Here is a 17,506-nt window from a genome sequence, read left to right as displayed (position 1 = left end):
TATCTATTTATTCATTATAACATACAGGACTAAGTTTTAAACACTAACTATTTTGTTTATTATCTTAACCATTAATTTTAATTTTATAAATTAATTAAATATTCAAATTGTTTATTGACATTTAAAAATATTGGCGTATACTATCATATATCAAAGAATAATAGGAGGAATTAATATGAAAAGAAAGTATTTTAGAAACTTATTAACTTGTATGATTTGTTTTATTTTGGCATTTAATGTTGGAAGCCTTAGTATTTCAGCTCAAACGACCAATGATAATGTACAGTTGTACTCAGCAAAATTAGAGACAGGTTCCGTTAGCGGTGATATGATGATTGGTAATGTCTATTATTCAACTGGAATCATTTATATCAAGGATTTAGGGGTAAGTAAAAATGTTTCAGTACACTATACTTATAACGGTAATGATTGGTATGATCAACCAGCAGTATATGTTAAAACCTTATCCGATGGCTCAGAAGTCTGGAGATACAGAACACCTAACCAACGTTTTATGGGTTGCAGATATACTAAATGCAACTGCAAGTTTGCTGTAAAATATGAAGTAGGCGGTAATACATATTGGGATAATAATAATGGGAATGATTATTTTATTGAAAGAGGTAAAGATTCATATTATTCACCTATCGTATTATCTAAAAGTGTTTTAACATTAGATAATATTTGGTGTCTTAGTGGAAATAAACATTCATTAAACATATGTTTAAAGAATCTAGGCTATGATAAAACCGTAAAAGTACGATATTCTAATGATAACTGGCAAAGTTATAAAGAGAGTTTAGCTTCTTATAAAAATACAAATGCTAATGGCATTGAAAATTGGACAACTATAATTGATGTAGAAGGAGATTTTGAATTCTGTATTGGTTACGCTGTTAATGGTGTTACCTATTGGGACAATAATTTCGAACTAAATTATAGATTATATAATATCAATTAAATCTAATGTACTATTTTTATATTGTATAACATTATTATTTATTAAAATCAAATGAATTGTATACTCATTTCATTGATTTATATGTATAGGAATACTAGTAGTGAATAAATTATCAAGTTATTGACATATAATTTATTCACTACTTTTCTTTAATATTATAATATTTTATTATTAAATAATATTCTATACATTATTTGACATGGATTTATAATACTATTATAATATATTTTACAAAAAAATATAAAGGAGGAATTATTATGAAAAGAAAGTATTTTAGAAATTTAGTAACTTTTATGATTTGTTTTGTTTTAGCACTTAACATTAGTTGTTTTAGTATTTCAGCTCAAACAACATTAGCTGAGACAACAAATGTACAACTGTATTCCGCAAAAATATTACCAACATACGGTAATATCGGTAACATGGTAGGTTATTATTCAACTGGTAAAATCTATATCAAGGATTTAGGCGCTAACAAAAATGTGACAATACACTATACATATGACGATACCAACTGGTTGGATCAGCCTGCTTCTTATCAAAAAACATTAGAGGACGGATCTGAAGTATGGACTTTCAAAACACCTGAACAATCTTATACACCAACACATCAAGTTGAATATAATTGTAAATTTGCTGTAAAATATGAGGTTGATGGTAATACATACTGGGATAATAATAATGGAGACAATTATTTTCTTCAAGATACTACTATGATTTACGATGCTCCTTTTGTATTATCCAAAAGTGTTGTTATGTTAGACAAGGATATATCTACTCCACATTCTTTATGGGGCTTCATTTTCTTAAAAAATTTAGCTTACGACAAGAAAGTTATAGTACGTTATACTACAGATAATTGGGCGACTTATCATGATCTTAACGCTCATTATAACTGGAAATATGATAATGATATAGAATTATGGTCATTTGATACTATGCATGATAATAGTCCTTTCCCTGTTAATTCTAGTGGAGAATATGCTATCGGTTATACTGTTGATGGTGTAACTTATTGGGATAATAACTTTGGCGATAATTATAGTTTTTCACCATCACCAGATTCTTCTAACTAATATGATGGAATATTATTGTTCATAATTATTTTTAACATTATTTAATAACTTCTTATGTTGATACATATATTAATCTGAAAGAGAAATTATATATTTTTAAAAAATAGGAGGATTTATTAATGAAGAAAAAATTATTTAGAAATCTAGTAGCTTTTATTTTTTGTTTTATGTTAATTCTCAATATCAACGGTTCTAGTATTCTAGCTCAAACTCCAAATGTAGAACTTTATTCTGCAAAAATGGAAACGACCTATGCTGATACTGGTCGCATGACAGGTTACTACGCAAGTGGATACATATATGTTAAAAACTTGAATATCAACAAAAATGTTACAATACACTATACATATGATGGCTATAATTGGTATGATCAATCTGCATCCTACTATAAGACATTATCAGATGGATCAGAGGTATGGTCTTTCACTACACCACATGAATCATACACACCAGCTCATCAATACACATACAATTGTAGATTTGCCATAAAATACGAAGTTAATGGTAACACCTATTGGGATAATAATAACGGAAATGATTATTTTCTTCAATGCAGCAGCACAAGTTTTAACTCACCATATGCACTATCCAAGAGTGTTGTTATGTTAGATAAAACAGGTCGTTCTTATAATTCTATCTATGGTTCTATTTTTATGAAAAACCTGGCTTATGATAAGGTAGTAAAAGTGCGTTATACTACAGACAATTGGCAAACTTATCATGATGTTGATGCTTCATATAATTGTAATCTAGGTAATAATGTAGAATTATGGTTATTCAATACAATCAATGACGGAAGTACTATTCCTTGGAGTTGTGGTGGAGAATATGCTGTGAGTTATACAGTAAATGGTGTAACTTATTGGGATAATAATTTTGGTGATAATTACAGTTTCTCACCTACACAGGACCCTAATCTTCCCTAATGATTATCATTAGCTAGTACTCACAAGTAATAAGTTCGTTTATGCTAATAAATCTTAATATCTAAAATATGCATTAAGGGGCAGTCTCCTAATATATTTTTTCACTGTCTAGTTTACCGATAAACCAAAATATCGACTCTAGTAAGTATCACAGTGAAATATATTAGGAGGCTGTCCCTTAGTTATTTCCTTAATCACCTTTCAAAACAATTTATTATACCTTCTTATGAATTTTTATTCACTTATATTTTTAAATTAACTAATAATTTAATTTATTTTTATTGGTTATTTATAATATCTTACAATTTTATTTCCAAAAACTACTTATCTTATACTATTATTTGATATTGTATACAATATATCTTATATATAAATTAATATTTCGTTATATTCTAACAATATTTTAAACAAAATAAATATTCAGTTTATTGTTTGACATATATAAATTATCGTAATATAATGTATTTTATAAAAAATAAAGGAGGAATTTAAATGAAAAGAAAGTATTTTAGAAACTCAGTAACTTTAATGATTTGTTTTATTTTGACCCTTAGTGTAAATAGCTTTAGTATTTTAGCACAGACGCCTAATGTAGAGCTGTATTCTGCTAAGATAATGCAAAAAGGATTTAACAGTGATTATACTGCAAAAGGTTATATACATGTTAAAAACTTGAACTATGATAAAAACGTTACTTTACATTATACATATGATGGCACTACTTGGCTTGAGCAAAAAGCTGAATATTTAAAGAATCTATCACCAGAAGATGAAGTTTGGTCTTTTGATATAAATATACCAAAGGATAAATCTAATAATTGTACATTTGCAATAAAATATGAAGTTGATGGTAATACATATTGGGACAATAACAATGGAGAAAACTATTATGTTGAATATAGTTACTCAGATAGCAATACTCCTTATGCATTATCAAAAAGCATAGTTATGTTAGATACTGGTAGACATAATTATCGTTATGGAGTACAAGGATTCATGTTCTTGAAAGATCTGGATTATGCTAAAGATGTAAAAGTCTTCTATACAAAAGACGGTTGGAAAACACAAAAATCTGTGGATGCCACTTACAGAAAAGATGTTGGCAACAATATAGAATCATGGGAATTCTTCATACCATGTTATTACTATGAAGAAGGAGAATATGCTATAAGCTATACTGTTAATGGTCAAACTTATTGGGATAACAATTTTGGTGACAACTACAGCCTTACAGGATTCTATGAATAAAAATAACTGTTAATCTATAAACTCAAGGAGGAATTCTAATGAAAAAGAAATGTTTTAGAAATTTAGTAACTTTTGTAATTTGTTTTGTATTAATGCTCAATGTCAGTGGATTAAGTATCTCAGCACAGACAACTCCTAATATACAACTGTATTCAGCAAAATTGGTAACAACAACTGTTGGTCAATGTGGCAGCCAATTAGATTATTATGCAACTGGATATATCAATGTCAAAAACTTAAGTGCTGATAAAAATATTACAGTACATTATACTTATGACGGTTCCAACTGGTTAGACCAATCTGCATCTTATCTCAAAACATTAAAAGACGGCTCTGAAGTATGGAGCTTTTCAACACCTCATAAAATTTATGCCCCTCAACATCATACCTACCATAATTGTAGATTTGCTCTAAAATATGAGGTTAATGGTAATACATATTGGGATAATAACAATGGAGATAATTATCTACTTCAAGAAACTACAATGATCTATAATGCACCTTGCACTTTATCAAAAAGTGTTGTTTTATTAAATGAATGTAACCGTAATGATAATTTCTTAAGTGGTTCCATTTACTTAAAAAATCTAGGCTATGACAAAAACGTAAAAGTACGATACACTCTAGATAATTGGAAAACTTATAGTGAAGTTGATGCTAGCTATACTCGTTCTTACGATAATAATACAGAATTATGGTCATTTTATACTGGTGGAAACAACTATCAGTGGGATAATGATTGTGAGTTTGCAATAAGCTATACTGTTAATGGTGTAACTTATTGGGATAATAATTTTGGTTCAAATTATAGTTTCCCAAAATAGAATTACTAACGTAATTAATACCCATTTCCAATATTAATATGAATTTATATATTATACATTTAACTAAGAGTTTTGTTTAGAAGCAAAGCCCTTAGTTTTTTTCTTGACAATTATAGATACATGCTTTATAGTAGTTCTATAAAGGAATACTAATGAGGTGAAAGATATGAATTTGATTGATGCATTAAAAAGCATTGGCTTTACTCAGCAGGAATCAATTATATACATTACCTTGTGTAAGCATGGAGAATTATCTGGCTACGAAGCAGCAAAAATATCTGGTATATCACGTTCTAATGCCTACGCTGCACTATCAAGTCTAGTTGACAAAGGTAGTGCTCATATAATAGAAGGTACTTCTGCAAAATACATTGCTATCTCTAAAGACGAACTGATTATGAATGCTACAAGAGATTTTGATGAAAATATACAAGTTATTAGAGATAACTTAGAATTCAACCTAGTTACTAATAATCCATATATTACTATTGTAGACACTAAAAATATAATTAATAAAATAAAAAATATGATTACTCAGTCTAAGTTCAGATTATATTTTTGTGCTGATAAAAAAATTCTGGATATATTTTCAGATGAGATAATAGAAGCTTATAATAATGATAAGAAAATAGTGATCCTATCACCAGAAGTTCCAAAGTTCAATCATAACAAATTTTATAAATCATTTAACTATGAATCTTTTAAGCTTATTATAGATACTGAAGAAGTCATTACAGGAACATTGAATCAAGCACTCTACTCTCGTAATACTACTTTAGTGCGACTTATTAGAGAAGCAATAATTAATGAAATTCATTTAATAGATATAAAAAACAATATATCTGATTAAAAAATAATTAAACTAGATTATTACAATATATTTCTTAGAAAGGAGCAACAGGTATGCTAACAACATATAACAAAGTATCAGATGAAACTAATTTTTTTGGTAATACTACCCCAGTGGAATTAATAAAAGAATATGGTAGTCCACTATATGTGTATAATGAAAATGTAATGAGAGAAAGATGTAGAGAGCTGAAAAATCTTATAACATATCCTAATTTCTCTGTAAATTATTCTGTAAAAGCTAATGGCAATCTAACTTTATTACAAATTGCTCGTGAAGAAGGTCTTAACGCTGACGCAATGTCCCCAGGGGAAATCTTTGTTGAATTAAAAGCTGGATTCAAGCCAGAACAGATATTGTACATTAGTAATAATGTATCAAAAGAAGAAATGCAATTTGCAATAGATAGGGATATTCTAGTAAGTGTCGATTCAGTTTCACAACTAGAATCATACGGTCAAATAAATGAAGGCGGAAGAGTATGTATAAGATTCAATTCTGGTGTCGGTGCAGGACATCATGAAAAAGTTATTACAGGTGGAAAGAAAACCAAGTTCGGTGTAGACCCTAATTTCATCCCAGAAGTAAAAGAGATTATATCCAAATATAAACTTAACCTAGTAGGTATTAATCAGCATATCGGTTCATTATTCATGGAAGGTGACAAATATGTCGAGGGTGTTAAATCTGTTTTGGACATAGCTGAAAAATTTGATAATCTTGAATTTGTAGATTTGGGTGGTGGATTCGGTATCCCTTACCAAAAACTAGCTGGTCAAAAGAGATTAGATCTACAAGACTTAGGTAAAAAGTTAGACAAAGTATTCTTTGATTTTGCTGATAAGTATGGCAAACAAATAACTTTCAAAGTAGAACCTGGACGTTATATTGCTGCTGAATGTGGTAATCTATTGGGTACAGTTTATTCTATCAAAAATAATTATGGAATGAAGTATGTAGGGACAGACTTAGGATTCAATGTACTTAAAAGACCAGTTATGTATGATTCTCACCACGACATAGAGATATTCAGAGAATCCAATGTCCCATCAACAAAATCAGAAACAGTAAACATTGTGGGTAATATCTGCGAAAGTGGAGATATCATAGCTAAACAACGTGAACTACCTGAGATTTTTGAAGGCGATATAATTAATGTTTTAGATGCAGGAGCTTATGGATATTGCATGGCATCCAACTACAACAATAGACTTCGTCCTGCTGAGGTACTTATAACTTCAGAGGGTAATGCAAAGCTAATCCGTCGCAGAGATACTTTTGAAGATCTAGTGAGAAACTTTGAATAAAATATTATAATAATAAAAGCTGTAAACTCCATATGATATGAGTTACAGCTTTTTTTGATTCCTTCTCGTTGTTATATCTATATTTATAAAGTTTCGCCCTTTTTAATTTCATGTTCCACGATTATTGATTGAAAATCACACTCTGAATCTTCAAGTTGATTCACTAACAGTTCCAAACTTTTCTGTCCGATAATGTAACCTGGTTGATTAATAGTTGTAATCTTAGGTGTTATAATCTCTGAAACAAAAGTACCATCAAAACAAATTAATTTTACGTCTTCTCCAATTTTAAAATCTTTCTGTTTTAGATATTGTATTACCCCTGCAGCCTTTAAATCTGAATTAACAAGTATACCATCAAATTTTATATTGCTGTCATGGATCTTCTTCATAGATTCATACCCTGATTCTATAGAGTTGGGACCATATATCACATGTTCGGCTGAACTTGTAATATCATATTCATCTAAGCACTTCTGAAAACCCAATTTCCTCTTTTCACTGGAAATTGATTTCTTACGTCCTGCAAGATAACATAGATTCTTACATCCTGATTCTATAAGTTTCTTTGTAGCTTCATATGAAGCTAATAGATTATTTATGCAGACATAGGAAATATCCATTCCTTCAATATATTCATTACAAAGCACGATATTTTTCTTATCTTTTATGTTTATCAATTGTGATTTATCAATACTTGATGAAACGAATATGGCACCATCTATTTGATTGGTCTTAAGCAAATCCAAGAAAATCTCCATTGAATTACGTTTATGCTCCACAGTTCCAATAATAACCTCGTACTTAGTATTGTATACCTTTTCATTAATTCCACGTATAATCTCAGCAAAATATGGATTCTCCACAGTTGGAATCAATACTAGTAAAGTATAGCTCTTTTTAGTTCTCAGATTCTTAGCTAATCTATCTGGTTTAAAGCCATATTTGTTAACAATCTCTAGGACATGTTGTCTAGTAGACTCCTTAACATTTGGGTTATTGTTTATTACTCTTGATATTGTTGCTGTGGATACACCAGCGAGTTTTGCAATTTCTTTGACATTTTTCTTTTCCATAAATCACCAAAACCTTTTATTTTCATTTATATATCCAGTATACCATTTTCCACTATTTTTCACAATTCTCTCTTGAGTATCTCTATTCACATAGACTATACCATATTTTCCAACATATCCATTTTCCCATTCAAAATTATCAAATAGTGTCCACAGATAGTACCCTTTAATAGGAAATCCATCATGAATTAATTCCTTGATCGTATTAAAATGACAGTCCAAGAATTCTATTCTTTTTTCATCATTCAATATATCTTCAACTTTATCGCCTCTATAATCAGCACCATTTTCAGTTATATATATATCCAATTGGGGATCGTATTTTCTTATGAATCCTAGAGCTTCTTTTAATCCATTAGGGTATATCTCACGAAAATCATCTGTTGAATCATTACTTCCATCTATATATTCAACATTAAATAAACACTCTTCATTATATCTAACAATCTTTCTAGTATAATAATTTACACCGATAAAATCCAATCTCTCAGATATAACCTTCATATCCTCTGCTTGCATCAATTCATTGAAATCCATATTATATTCTTTTTCAAGAAAGGTCCTGGACATTTTTGGATAAGTACCCATGAATACTGCATCCAAGAACCATTTATTTCTGAATTCATCTTCCAATTGTCTAACATCTTCATCTTCTTCACTTAGACAATGTACAGGCATCAAATTTAATATTATACCTATTTTACCCTCAATATTCAATTCTCTGAACTTACCTACAGCTTTACCATGTGCAAGCAAAACATTATGTATTACTTTAAATGCAGATGGTATATCTTGTTTTCCAGGTGCCCTTTTCCCAGTAACATAACCACCATATGCAATAGAATAAGGTTGATTGAATGTAGTCCAGTGTTTAACATATTTACCCAAACGAATAAATACTGTTTCAGCATATTTTTCAAATGCCTCTACACATTCTCTATTCAACCATCCACCTTGCTCATACAGATAATAAGGTAAATCCCAATGATGTAGACATACCAAAGGTTCAATTCCTTTTTGAATCATATACTTAATTAAATCAATATAGAACTCTATACCCTTTTCATTTATCTCATAGGAATTGTTAGGGAATATTCTTGTCCACGCAATACTGAATCTATAATATTTGATACCTAGATTTGCAATCAGGTCAATATCATCCTTGTATAATTCATAATGATTACACGCGACTTTTCCGTCACTTCCATCAACAATGTTATCTTTGTTTTCTGTAAAAACGTCCCAAATAGACTGACCTTTACCATCTTCTTGGTATCCTCCTTCTATTTGGTAAGCAGACGTTGATATTCCCCACTTAAAATCATCTGTCATTTCACTTATCATTTTATATCACCTCTACTTTTTCAATGTTTCTAACCTTTCACTGCTCCCCCAGTCAGACTCTTAACAAATTTATCTTGTAAAATAAGGAAAATTGAAATAACTGGAATAGTAGCAGTAAAAATTGCTGCTAACAAAGCTGGTACATTAACAGAGAATTCTCCATAGAACTGTTGCAATCCTAAAGGAATGGTGTATTTCTCTACATCATTCAATAATACTAATGAAAAGATGAATTCATTCCAGATCTTAACTCCAGTATAAATTACGATAGTAGATATTGCAGGTTTCAAAAGTGGAAAAAAGATTCCCCAGAATGTTTGATATTCACTGGCTCCATCCATCTTGGCTGCTTCTACTAATTCATTAGGTATATCTCTCATGAATTGACTAACAATAAATATTGAAATAGGTAAAGAAAAAGCAATCAAAGGTAAAGCCACTCCAATTAATCTATTATATATATAAATATTCTTTTCTAGGTTAAAAATAGGGATTAATGTTGCATGAACTGGTATCATCATACCCGCTATAAACAAAAGGCTCAAAATCTTATTGAACTTAAAGTCCAACTTGACTAATGCATAGCTAGCCATAGTTGCTAATAATACAGTGACTATTACACTGAAAAAAGTAATCAATAAGCTGTTTTTAAAGAAAACATGAAACCCCATATCAATAACGTACTTATAATTTTCTAAACTAAGTGCACTAAAAAGTTTTACAGGTTCTGTAAAATAATCATTCAGTGGCTTCAATGAAGTACTAACTACATACAAAAGAGGATAGCCCATAACTATTGCTAGCAAGAATGCTATACTATTATTTAATAATTTATTAATAGTTTTCATACCTACGCTTGCCCCCTTCTTCTATTAAATGTTTTAACAAATACACTTACCAACAAAGTAATTAAAAACATTACAAATGCTATTGAACTTGCATAACCCATTTTATAATTTACAAATGCTTGTTTATACATATAAGTACCAACAAGTTCTGTTGACGTACCAGGTCCACCATTTGTCATGATATAGAAAATATCAAAGGATTTTAATGACCCTACAATTGATAGAATGGATGAAGTAACCAATGTAGGCTTTATTGTAGGTAATGTTATCTTAAAGAATTGCTGAGTCTTGGAAGCACCATCAATATCTGCCGCTTCATAAAGAGATTTTGGTACCCCTACTAATGCAGCTCTTAAAATGACCATATAGAAAGGTGCATAAAACCATACGACAACGATAAGTACTGCAATAAGTGCTGTCTTAGGGTCAGCAAGCCAAGTAATCTGCCAATTCTCGACTCCAATCCATTTTAATGCATTGTTCACTACTCCGAAATATGGGTCATAGAACAATGTCCATACTAAACCTACAGCCATTGTTGACAATAAATATGGCAAGAAATAAATGATACTCAATAATTTGTTTCTTACATTATTTTTAACAATCACCAATGCTAGTACTAATCCTAAAGGAATTTGAAATAGTACTGAAGTTATAATTACATATAAGTTATTCACAAGAGTTGCTTTAAATGAAGAATCTTGAAATAGATTTATATAATTAGTTAATCCAATAAATGTTTTATTAGCACTCAATCCTGACCAGTCAAAGAAACTATTAATGAATGTAGAAAATATGGGATATAAAATAAACGTAGAAAAAACTAAACATGTTGGTAACAAAAAAACAATAAAAAGAGTTATTTTGCTATTCTTGAATTTTTTCATATAGTCTCCTTTCAAACTTTTTGGTCGAGGATTGACCCCGACCATTTTATTATATACACTTTCAAATTTTAATTTCTAATCTAATAATTTCTTTGCTAATTCCTCAACTTCATCTGCTGCTTCTTGAGGAGTCTTCATAAAACCAAATACCTCTTGTGTTGTTTCCAAATGTTTTTGTGCCAATTCTGGTACTAATGTCTGGTCATATACCATTTGTAGATTATTAGCATTATTCAACATATCCATTAATTGTTGAACAACAGGGTCTTCTGTTTTTATGTCTTTGATAGCTGTCTGTGATCCTGTTCTATTAGAATACTCTGTAGCAGTTTCTACACTTGTTAATTCGTTTATTAGTTCTAATGCTAAATCAGGATGCTCACAACCTGAAGATATTGACCAAACTGGTGCAGCAATACCTACTAGGTTATTCTCGTCACCTTTTCCATTTGGCATAGTTGGGAATGGAAACATTCCTACTTTTTCTTCATAATCTGGTGCTTCTTTTCTAACTAAATTAATGAATGTATTAGAAAGCAACATCATAGCCGCTCTATCAGTATAGAGTAATTGTCTAGCTGTACCTGCATCATATGGTAATCCATTATATCCATCATTAAAAGCTTTTGCATCAACTAAGTCCTGAATATATTCACCTGCTTCAACAAATGGTTGGCTATTGAAACTACCTCCATCACGTTTGAAAGCTTTATCAAAAGCTTCTTCTCCACCTAAACGATCTACTAGATACATGTACCAGAAAGAACCTGGCCACTTAGGCTGATTAGCAAGTACAAAAGGAATAACTTCGTTTTCTCTCAAAGTACTCATAACACTTTTCAACTCTTCATAAGTTTTAGGTACTTGTAGATTATGTTTTTCAAAAATCTCTTTGTTATAGAATACAACTCCAATATCAATACCTAATGGTGCTCCAAAAACTTTGTCATCATTAACACAATTTACCATGGCTAAATCTTTGAAACGACTTGTGTCAAGTTTATCAGTAATTTCCAACACGTGACCTTCATCGGCAAATCTTTTAAGCCATCCTCCGCCCCAAGTAAAGAAAACATCAGGTGCATCATTTCCAGATAAAGCTATTGGTAGCTTCTGCTTATAAGCAGAACTTCTTGCTTGAAAAGTTTTAACTGTTACATTAGGGTATTTATTTTCAAAACGTGCAACTGCCTCTTTATAGATTTCTTCTTTTACTCCTACATCTTTATACCAAAAAGATAGTGTAATTTCTTCGTCCTGGTTATCATTAGTTTCAACTTGCCCATTTGATTCATTATCTGAATTGCTTTGTTCTTCTTTCTTATTATCAGTATTGCCACATCCTGCTAATGATGAAACCAAAAGAGTTACAATTGATAATACTATTAGAAATTTTTTCATTTCAAAACCCTCCTAATTGATGTTTTTATTATTATGTCTTTGTAATCGATTACAAGATTAGATAAAAATATAAAACTTGAAAAAAATTTATGTCTTGCATTTTTGTAATCGATTACAAGTTTTTTGGTACATATTTAATACCTGATTTCATTATAATAGGCATTTGAATTTTTGTCAAATGTTTTTTTATTTATTATGATTGATTTATGATAAAAAAATATTGACTACATGTGCTAATGTCACAAAACCTCTACTTCAATACACATTTTTTCCTTTTTTTCACACATAAAAATATTTATTTTCTCATGTATTATGTGATATATTATTTATAGTACATTTTATAAAAAAGTAATGTTTTCTAAGTATTGATATCATACTAAGAAAACTTTTATGATTTATAAATATATCTTGAAAAGGAGGTTTCATTATGCTCTTACTAGAAGAAAGTATTAAAATCGATAAATTATATACCTTTTTTTACTTTGAATTTGCTAAAAACTATGTTTTTCGAGGAGAGAGACATGATTTTTGGGAAGCTGTTTATGTAGATAAAGGCGTACTGGAAGTTATGGCAGATACAAGACATTATGTTCTTAACAATGGTCAAATGATCTTTCATAAACCTAATGAATTCCACTCTCTATGGGCTAATGGTGAAATAGCTCCTAATGTTATTGTTTTCTCCTTTGGTTGTCATTCAGAAGCTATGAAGTTTTTTGAGAATAAAATCATCAAGCTGGATGTTGAACAAAAAAGTATATTGCAAAATTTTATTAGAGAAGCTAGAAGATGTCTGCAAGATCAACAATTGAAAGCTGATTCTCCATTTGGCTCTAATCAGTTATTGAAACTATATATGGAGCAATTTTTCATTCACTGCATACGTAATCAAAATGTCCAGAAATTAAAAGAATCCATTGTAACGAAAAAAAGGATGGAAAAAGATATAGCTGTAACTATAGAAGATTTCCTAAAAGAAAAAGTAAATGATAATATTTGTCTAAAAGATATCGTTTCACATATGAGTTTAAGTGCTACATATCTAAAGGAATTATTTAAAAAGAACTACTCTGTTTCCATTATGAAATATTATCGTACATTAAGGATTGAGAATGCTAAACAGCTTATAAGAGAATCCTCATTGACCTTTACTGAAATAGCGGAACAGATGAATTATACTTCCATCCACTATTTTTCCAAACAATTCAAGGATTGTGTAGGTATGACACCAACTGAATACGCTAAATCATTAGTTCATTTCTAGTATTATATATAAGATATCCAAGAGGGTATCTTTTTTTATTAACCAATATTCTCTAGATATATTTTCTAAGTCCAAATTGATAAAATTCATGACTGAATTAATAAAGACTCATAAGAAACTAAAGATTATAATACAAAATAAGAACTGATAAATTATTGCTAGATACTTAGCAACTATCCATATGTTTAGTCATTATAAAGTTGAAAAGGAGAGGATTATTAATGAAACCAGTAACAGCAATACTTATTGGAGCAGGTGACAGGGGAAAAGACGCTCTTGCTTCATATGCATTGAAACATCCAGAAGAAATAAAATTCGTTGCAGTAGCAGAACCTGATGATAAGAAACGTGAACAATTCATCAAAGCACATGATATACCAATGGAAATGGCTTTTACTACATGGGAAGATCTTCTTGCAAAACCTAAGTTAGCTGATGCAGCATTGATCTGTACACTAGATAACATTCACTATGAACCTGCAAAATTAGCCCTTGAAAAAGATTATCATATCTTACTGGAAAAACCATTATCAAACAATGTAAAAGAATGTGTCCTATTAGGAGAGCTTGCTAAGAAATATTCTCATAAAGTTTTCTCTGTATGCCATGTTCTACGCTTCACAAAATTTTTCTCCAAGCTTAAGGAATTACTTGATTCAAAAGTCATTGGTGATATTGTAACTATCAATCATAATGAATATGTTGGACGTATTCACCAGTCCCATAGTTTTGTTAGAGGTAATTGGGGTAATTCAAAACGAGAAAGCCCTATGATTCTTCAAAAATGTTGTCATGATATGGATATTCTATTATGGCTGGTAGGTAATAATTGCAAAAAAATATCCTCTTTCGGTTCTCTTGATTATTTCAAAGAGAAAAGTGCACCTGAAGGTTCACCTGACCGTTGTATAGAAGGATGTCCAGCAGGGGATACATGCCCTTACAATGCAGTAAAGATATACCTTGGCGACAATGTAGAATGGCCTACATCAGTCATAAGTGCAGATACTAGCTATGAAGCTCGTAAGAAAGCTTTAGAAGAGGGTCCTTACGGACGATGCGTATTCAAATGTGATAATGATGTAGTAGACCATCAAGTAGTTAATATGATATTTGATAATAATGTAACTGCTCACTTGACTATGACTGCATTTTGTAAAGATGGTGGACGTCATATAAAAATAATGGGTACTCATGGTGAAATAACAGGTGATTTTGATTATGATAAAATTGAAATCAGACACTTCCCTTCTGAAGAAATAGAAACCATCAATATAGAAAAAGATGCAGGTGGTCACGGTGGCGGAGACCTAGGTATAATGGAAGATTTCGTAAAACTTGTAGAAGCCGATGGAAAATTAAAAGGTAAAACTGAAGCAAGTATATCTGTCCAAAGTCATGTGATGGCTTTTGCAGCAGAAGAATCAAGACTTACTGACAAAGTCATCACAATAGATGAATTCACTCAACAAGTCCTAAAATCATAATTTCAAAAGACATTATTATTATGTTGAACCTAGATACATTTAAAAAGCTGTAAGTCCATCTAATATATGGATTTACAGCTTTTATATAAAGTATTAATTGGTTGGCATTATTAATCTATAGTCATTAATCTATAATTCAAGAACTAGCATATTCTCATATATGATATTATTTTCTTGTTTTTTATCTGTATTATTTATAGGGCTCAATTTTCCATGGTTGATGATAGGTATACCACTTAAAACTGATGTATCAGCTTTTAATAATCCTTTATTGGTAATACTTTTAATCTTATCTTTTGCTGTTTCCAAAGTTACTGATTCGTCAATTACTAGTTTCCCATTATTATCTATGGCTACTTTACCTTCTAATCCTAGTAGATAATTTTTGTCAATGACCAGTTTTCCATTATTGTGTATATCATTATTGTTCATTATCCTCACATTGCTATTATTACATAATTCTTTAACTGTCTGGGATAATTCTTCATCACAGAAAACTTTATCTGAGTAAATGGATGTAATATGTTTCCTTAATTCTTCTGGTGCAACATCTTTGATTACTAGTTTGCCATCCACCACTAAAGATTCTCCATCATAGAATTTTATAGTAGCTGAATTAATTTCAACTGTACCTTCTTTGAATACACTATTATCTGGTACAATAGTAAGCTCTACTTCTTCAAGATTATCAATAGTTTTTCTTAATATTCTTAGATTTCCTTTAGTTATAACCAATTCATCAAGAATCTGAATATGCTCAATACTTTCATTGAAACTATCTTCATCTATCTTATCTATTGCTACTAGTTTTTCTATTGTCAACTTAGCATTAACTTGTTTTACTATAAATGTTTCATTAAGTAGAACTGTATCATCTATAAAACGATAACCTTCTTTTAGAGCTATAGTCAATCCATTAATCTTGGATTTGATGCTTACAACGGATTTTAATGATTCTGGACAAATAACCAAACCATTAACTGTCATAGAATGTATTTTTTCCTTGAAAAGTTCTTTAGGCATTTCTTTAATCTCACAAACACCATTTACTAGAACAAAAAGTTTATTATCAACTTCTTCTAATAGAGCCTCATCAATAACAGCTTTACCATTTTCTGTCATATAGTCTATACTCTCATTCTCATCAATCTTAACCATACTGCCTATGTTAATTTTTTTTATGCTACTAATTAGTGAAGCTGTTGTATCACTATAAATAAGACTTCCTATATTCTCTAATTCTGTAATGTTACTAAGTGACTTCTCAGTTGCCTTTCTTGCATCTAATAAACAAATATTTACGACTTTACCCATTTACATAACCTCCATCTCTTAATTTGTTAATAGCTAAACTCAATCTATTACGTACTGTAGAAGGTGATACCTTCTGTAATTCACCTATTTGTCTGCTATTAAGACCATCAATATATTTCAACTTGATCAATTCTTTTAGATACTCAGGTAATATATCAATCATATCATTAAAGTATATATCTGTTTCCATATTTATCTCCCTAGTTATAATACTCTCATCTTCACAAAAAACTATTTTCTTGTTTTTCCTGAAATTATCTATGAAAGTATTTTTGATAACCCTGAAAAACCAGCCTTTTATCTCATAATCATTCATGTTATCAAACATTTCTTCTCGTTCAAGTGCTTTAACATAAGCATCTTGGACAATATCAAAAGCGTCTTCTTTTCTTTTGACAAGGCTCTTTGCATATCTAATGAATTCCTTATGATATTGTTCATATACATTATAAATCATATAATTTCAACTCCTGAGTAAATCTATGTTAATTGTGTGCTAGCACCTCTTACATCTATACAACGAATAACTCCTTGGAAGTGTCCTAATAAAATAAATATTTTTATAATTTTATTTTCATCATTAATAATATATGTTATTTCATTATACCATTCATGACAATATGGTATATAATAATAAATGTATTTTATTTAATAATTATTGGACACTTTTTTATCTATTTACGTTATATATAT

General features: G+C 29.9%; 16 protein-coding genes. 9 read left to right on the top strand and 7 right to left on the bottom strand.

Annotated features, from left to right (window positions below; genetic code table 11):
- The first annotated feature begins 175 nt into the window (after positions 1-175).
- The 7 genes from HYG85_RS16000 (at position 176) to lysA (ending at position 7,192) form a co-directional block, all read left to right on the top strand.
- On the top strand, positions 176-961 hold the full coding sequence (locus HYG85_RS16000; RefSeq protein WP_212690483.1) for a carbohydrate-binding protein: 786 nt from the start codon (positions 176-178) through the stop codon (positions 959-961).
- A gap of 257 nt (positions 962-1,218) precedes the next feature.
- Positions 1,219-2,037 carry a carbohydrate-binding protein gene (locus HYG85_RS15995; protein ID WP_212690482.1) on the top strand — a complete coding sequence of 273 codons (819 nt, stop codon included), beginning with the start codon at positions 1,219-1,221 and terminating at the stop codon, positions 2,035-2,037.
- A gap of 119 nt (positions 2,038-2,156) precedes the next feature.
- Positions 2,157-2,963 carry a carbohydrate-binding protein gene (locus HYG85_RS15990; RefSeq protein WP_212690481.1) on the top strand — a complete coding sequence of 269 codons (807 nt, stop codon included), beginning with the start codon at positions 2,157-2,159 and terminating at the stop codon, positions 2,961-2,963.
- A gap of 492 nt (positions 2,964-3,455) precedes the next feature.
- Positions 3,456-4,211: a carbohydrate-binding protein gene (locus HYG85_RS15985; RefSeq protein ID WP_212690480.1), complete on the top strand. Its 756-nt coding sequence runs from the start codon at positions 3,456-3,458 to the stop codon at positions 4,209-4,211.
- A gap of 38 nt (positions 4,212-4,249) precedes the next feature.
- Positions 4,250-5,035, top strand: coding sequence for a carbohydrate-binding protein (locus HYG85_RS15980; protein WP_212690479.1), 786 nt, complete (start codon positions 4,250-4,252; stop codon positions 5,033-5,035).
- A 166-nt stretch (positions 5,036-5,201) separates the two neighbouring features.
- Positions 5,202-5,885: a TrmB family transcriptional regulator gene (locus HYG85_RS15975; RefSeq protein ID WP_212690478.1), complete on the top strand. Its 684-nt coding sequence runs from the start codon at positions 5,202-5,204 to the stop codon at positions 5,883-5,885.
- 53 nt (positions 5,886-5,938) lie between these two features.
- Complete coding sequence (gene lysA / locus HYG85_RS15970; protein ID WP_212690477.1) at positions 5,939-7,192, top strand: diaminopimelate decarboxylase; 1,254 nt, start codon at positions 5,939-5,941, stop codon at positions 7,190-7,192.
- An 83-nt stretch (positions 7,193-7,275) separates the two neighbouring features.
- Here lysA and HYG85_RS15965 read toward each other — a convergent pair whose 3' ends face one another.
- The 5 genes from HYG85_RS15965 to HYG85_RS15945 all read right to left on the bottom strand — a co-directional run bounded on the left by HYG85_RS15965 (position 7,276) and on the right by HYG85_RS15945 (position 12,748).
- Positions 7,276-8,268, bottom strand: a complete 993-nt coding sequence (locus HYG85_RS15965; RefSeq protein WP_212690476.1) for a LacI family DNA-binding transcriptional regulator — start codon at positions 8,266-8,268, stop codon at positions 7,276-7,278.
- Between the two features lie 3 nt (positions 8,269-8,271).
- Positions 8,272-9,612, bottom strand: a complete 1,341-nt coding sequence (locus HYG85_RS15960) for a GH1 family beta-glucosidase (RefSeq protein ID WP_212690475.1) — start codon at positions 9,610-9,612, stop codon at positions 8,272-8,274.
- Positions 9,613-9,641: 29 nt separating this feature from the next.
- Complete coding sequence (locus HYG85_RS15955) at positions 9,642-10,460, bottom strand: carbohydrate ABC transporter permease (RefSeq protein WP_113673895.1); 819 nt, start codon at positions 10,458-10,460, stop codon at positions 9,642-9,644.
- Positions 10,461-10,462: 2 nt separating this feature from the next.
- Positions 10,463-11,347 (bottom strand): carbohydrate ABC transporter permease, encoded by an 885-nt coding sequence (locus tag HYG85_RS15950; RefSeq protein ID WP_244971210.1) that lies wholly within the window; start codon positions 11,345-11,347, stop codon positions 10,463-10,465.
- Positions 11,348-11,422: 75 nt separating this feature from the next.
- A complete protein-coding gene (locus HYG85_RS15945) occupies positions 11,423-12,748 on the bottom strand; it encodes an ABC transporter substrate-binding protein (RefSeq protein ID WP_212690473.1) in 1,326 nt (441 codons plus the stop codon).
- A 427-nt stretch (positions 12,749-13,175) separates the two neighbouring features.
- Here HYG85_RS15945 and HYG85_RS15940 point away from each other — a divergent pair, with 427 nt between their 5' ends.
- Both HYG85_RS15940 and HYG85_RS15935 read left to right on the top strand, forming a co-directional pair.
- On the top strand, positions 13,176-14,012 hold the full coding sequence (locus HYG85_RS15940; RefSeq protein ID WP_212690472.1) for an AraC family transcriptional regulator: 837 nt from the start codon (positions 13,176-13,178) through the stop codon (positions 14,010-14,012).
- Positions 14,013-14,233: 221 nt separating this feature from the next.
- Entirely contained in the window at positions 14,234-15,499 is a 1,266-nt protein-coding gene (locus tag HYG85_RS15935; protein WP_212690471.1) for a Gfo/Idh/MocA family protein, read from the top strand.
- Between the two features lie 129 nt (positions 15,500-15,628).
- Here HYG85_RS15935 and HYG85_RS15930 read toward each other — a convergent pair whose 3' ends face one another.
- Positions 15,629-16,813 (bottom strand): hypothetical protein, encoded by a 1,185-nt coding sequence (locus HYG85_RS15930; protein WP_212690470.1) that lies wholly within the window; start codon positions 16,811-16,813, stop codon positions 15,629-15,631.
- Complete coding sequence (locus HYG85_RS15925; RefSeq protein ID WP_212690469.1) at positions 16,806-17,270, bottom strand: RNA polymerase sigma factor; 465 nt, start codon at positions 17,268-17,270, stop codon at positions 16,806-16,808. Before HYG85_RS15925 ends, HYG85_RS15930 begins: the two co-directional genes overlap by 8 nt.
- Positions 17,271-17,506 lie beyond the last annotated feature (236 nt).

It is taken from the genome of Vallitalea guaymasensis (assembly GCF_018141425.1).
Classification (GTDB): Bacteria; Bacillota; Clostridia; order Lachnospirales; family Vallitaleaceae; genus Vallitalea; species Vallitalea guaymasensis.
Note: the sequence above shows the minus strand (reverse complement) of the source record. Positions and strands in the feature narration are given on the sequence as shown.

What these genes read in the sequence shown, in the direction of transcription:
- HYG85_RS16000 (WP_212690483.1), top strand. Translation starts at nt 176, where the DNA reads ATGAAAAGAAAGTATTTTAGAAACTTATTAACTTGTATGATTTGTTTT.
- HYG85_RS15995 (WP_212690482.1), top strand. Translation starts at nt 1,219, where the DNA reads ATGAAAAGAAAGTATTTTAGAAATTTAGTAACTTTTATGATTTGTTTT.
- HYG85_RS15990 (WP_212690481.1), top strand. Translation starts at nt 2,157, where the DNA reads ATGAAGAAAAAATTATTTAGAAATCTAGTAGCTTTTATTTTTTGTTTT.
- HYG85_RS15985 (WP_212690480.1), top strand. Translation starts at nt 3,456, where the DNA reads ATGAAAAGAAAGTATTTTAGAAACTCAGTAACTTTAATGATTTGTTTT.
- HYG85_RS15980 (WP_212690479.1), top strand. Translation starts at nt 4,250, where the DNA reads ATGAAAAAGAAATGTTTTAGAAATTTAGTAACTTTTGTAATTTGTTTT.
- HYG85_RS15975 (WP_212690478.1), top strand. Translation starts at nt 5,202, where the DNA reads ATGAATTTGATTGATGCATTAAAAAGCATTGGCTTTACTCAGCAGGAA.
- lysA (WP_212690477.1), top strand. Translation starts at nt 5,939, where the DNA reads ATGCTAACAACATATAACAAAGTATCAGATGAAACTAATTTTTTTGGT.
- HYG85_RS15965 (WP_212690476.1), bottom strand. Translation starts at nt 8,268, where the DNA reads ATGGAAAAGAAAAATGTCAAAGAAATTGCAAAACTCGCTGGTGTATCC.
- HYG85_RS15960 (WP_212690475.1), bottom strand. Translation starts at nt 9,612, where the DNA reads ATGATAAGTGAAATGACAGATGATTTTAAGTGGGGAATATCAACGTCT.
- HYG85_RS15955 (WP_113673895.1), bottom strand. Translation starts at nt 10,460, where the DNA reads ATGAAAACTATTAATAAATTATTAAATAATAGTATAGCATTCTTGCTA.
- HYG85_RS15950 (WP_244971210.1), bottom strand. Translation starts at nt 11,347, where the DNA reads ATGAAAAAATTCAAGAATAGCAAAATAACTCTTTTTATTGTTTTTTTG.
- HYG85_RS15945 (WP_212690473.1), bottom strand. Translation starts at nt 12,748, where the DNA reads ATGAAAAAATTTCTAATAGTATTATCAATTGTAACTCTTTTGGTTTCA.
- HYG85_RS15940 (WP_212690472.1), top strand. Translation starts at nt 13,176, where the DNA reads ATGCTCTTACTAGAAGAAAGTATTAAAATCGATAAATTATATACCTTT.
- HYG85_RS15935 (WP_212690471.1), top strand. Translation starts at nt 14,234, where the DNA reads ATGAAACCAGTAACAGCAATACTTATTGGAGCAGGTGACAGGGGAAAA.
- HYG85_RS15930 (WP_212690470.1), bottom strand. Translation starts at nt 16,813, where the DNA reads ATGGGTAAAGTCGTAAATATTTGTTTATTAGATGCAAGAAAGGCAACT.
- HYG85_RS15925 (WP_212690469.1), bottom strand. Translation starts at nt 17,270, where the DNA reads ATGATTTATAATGTATATGAACAATATCATAAGGAATTCATTAGATAT.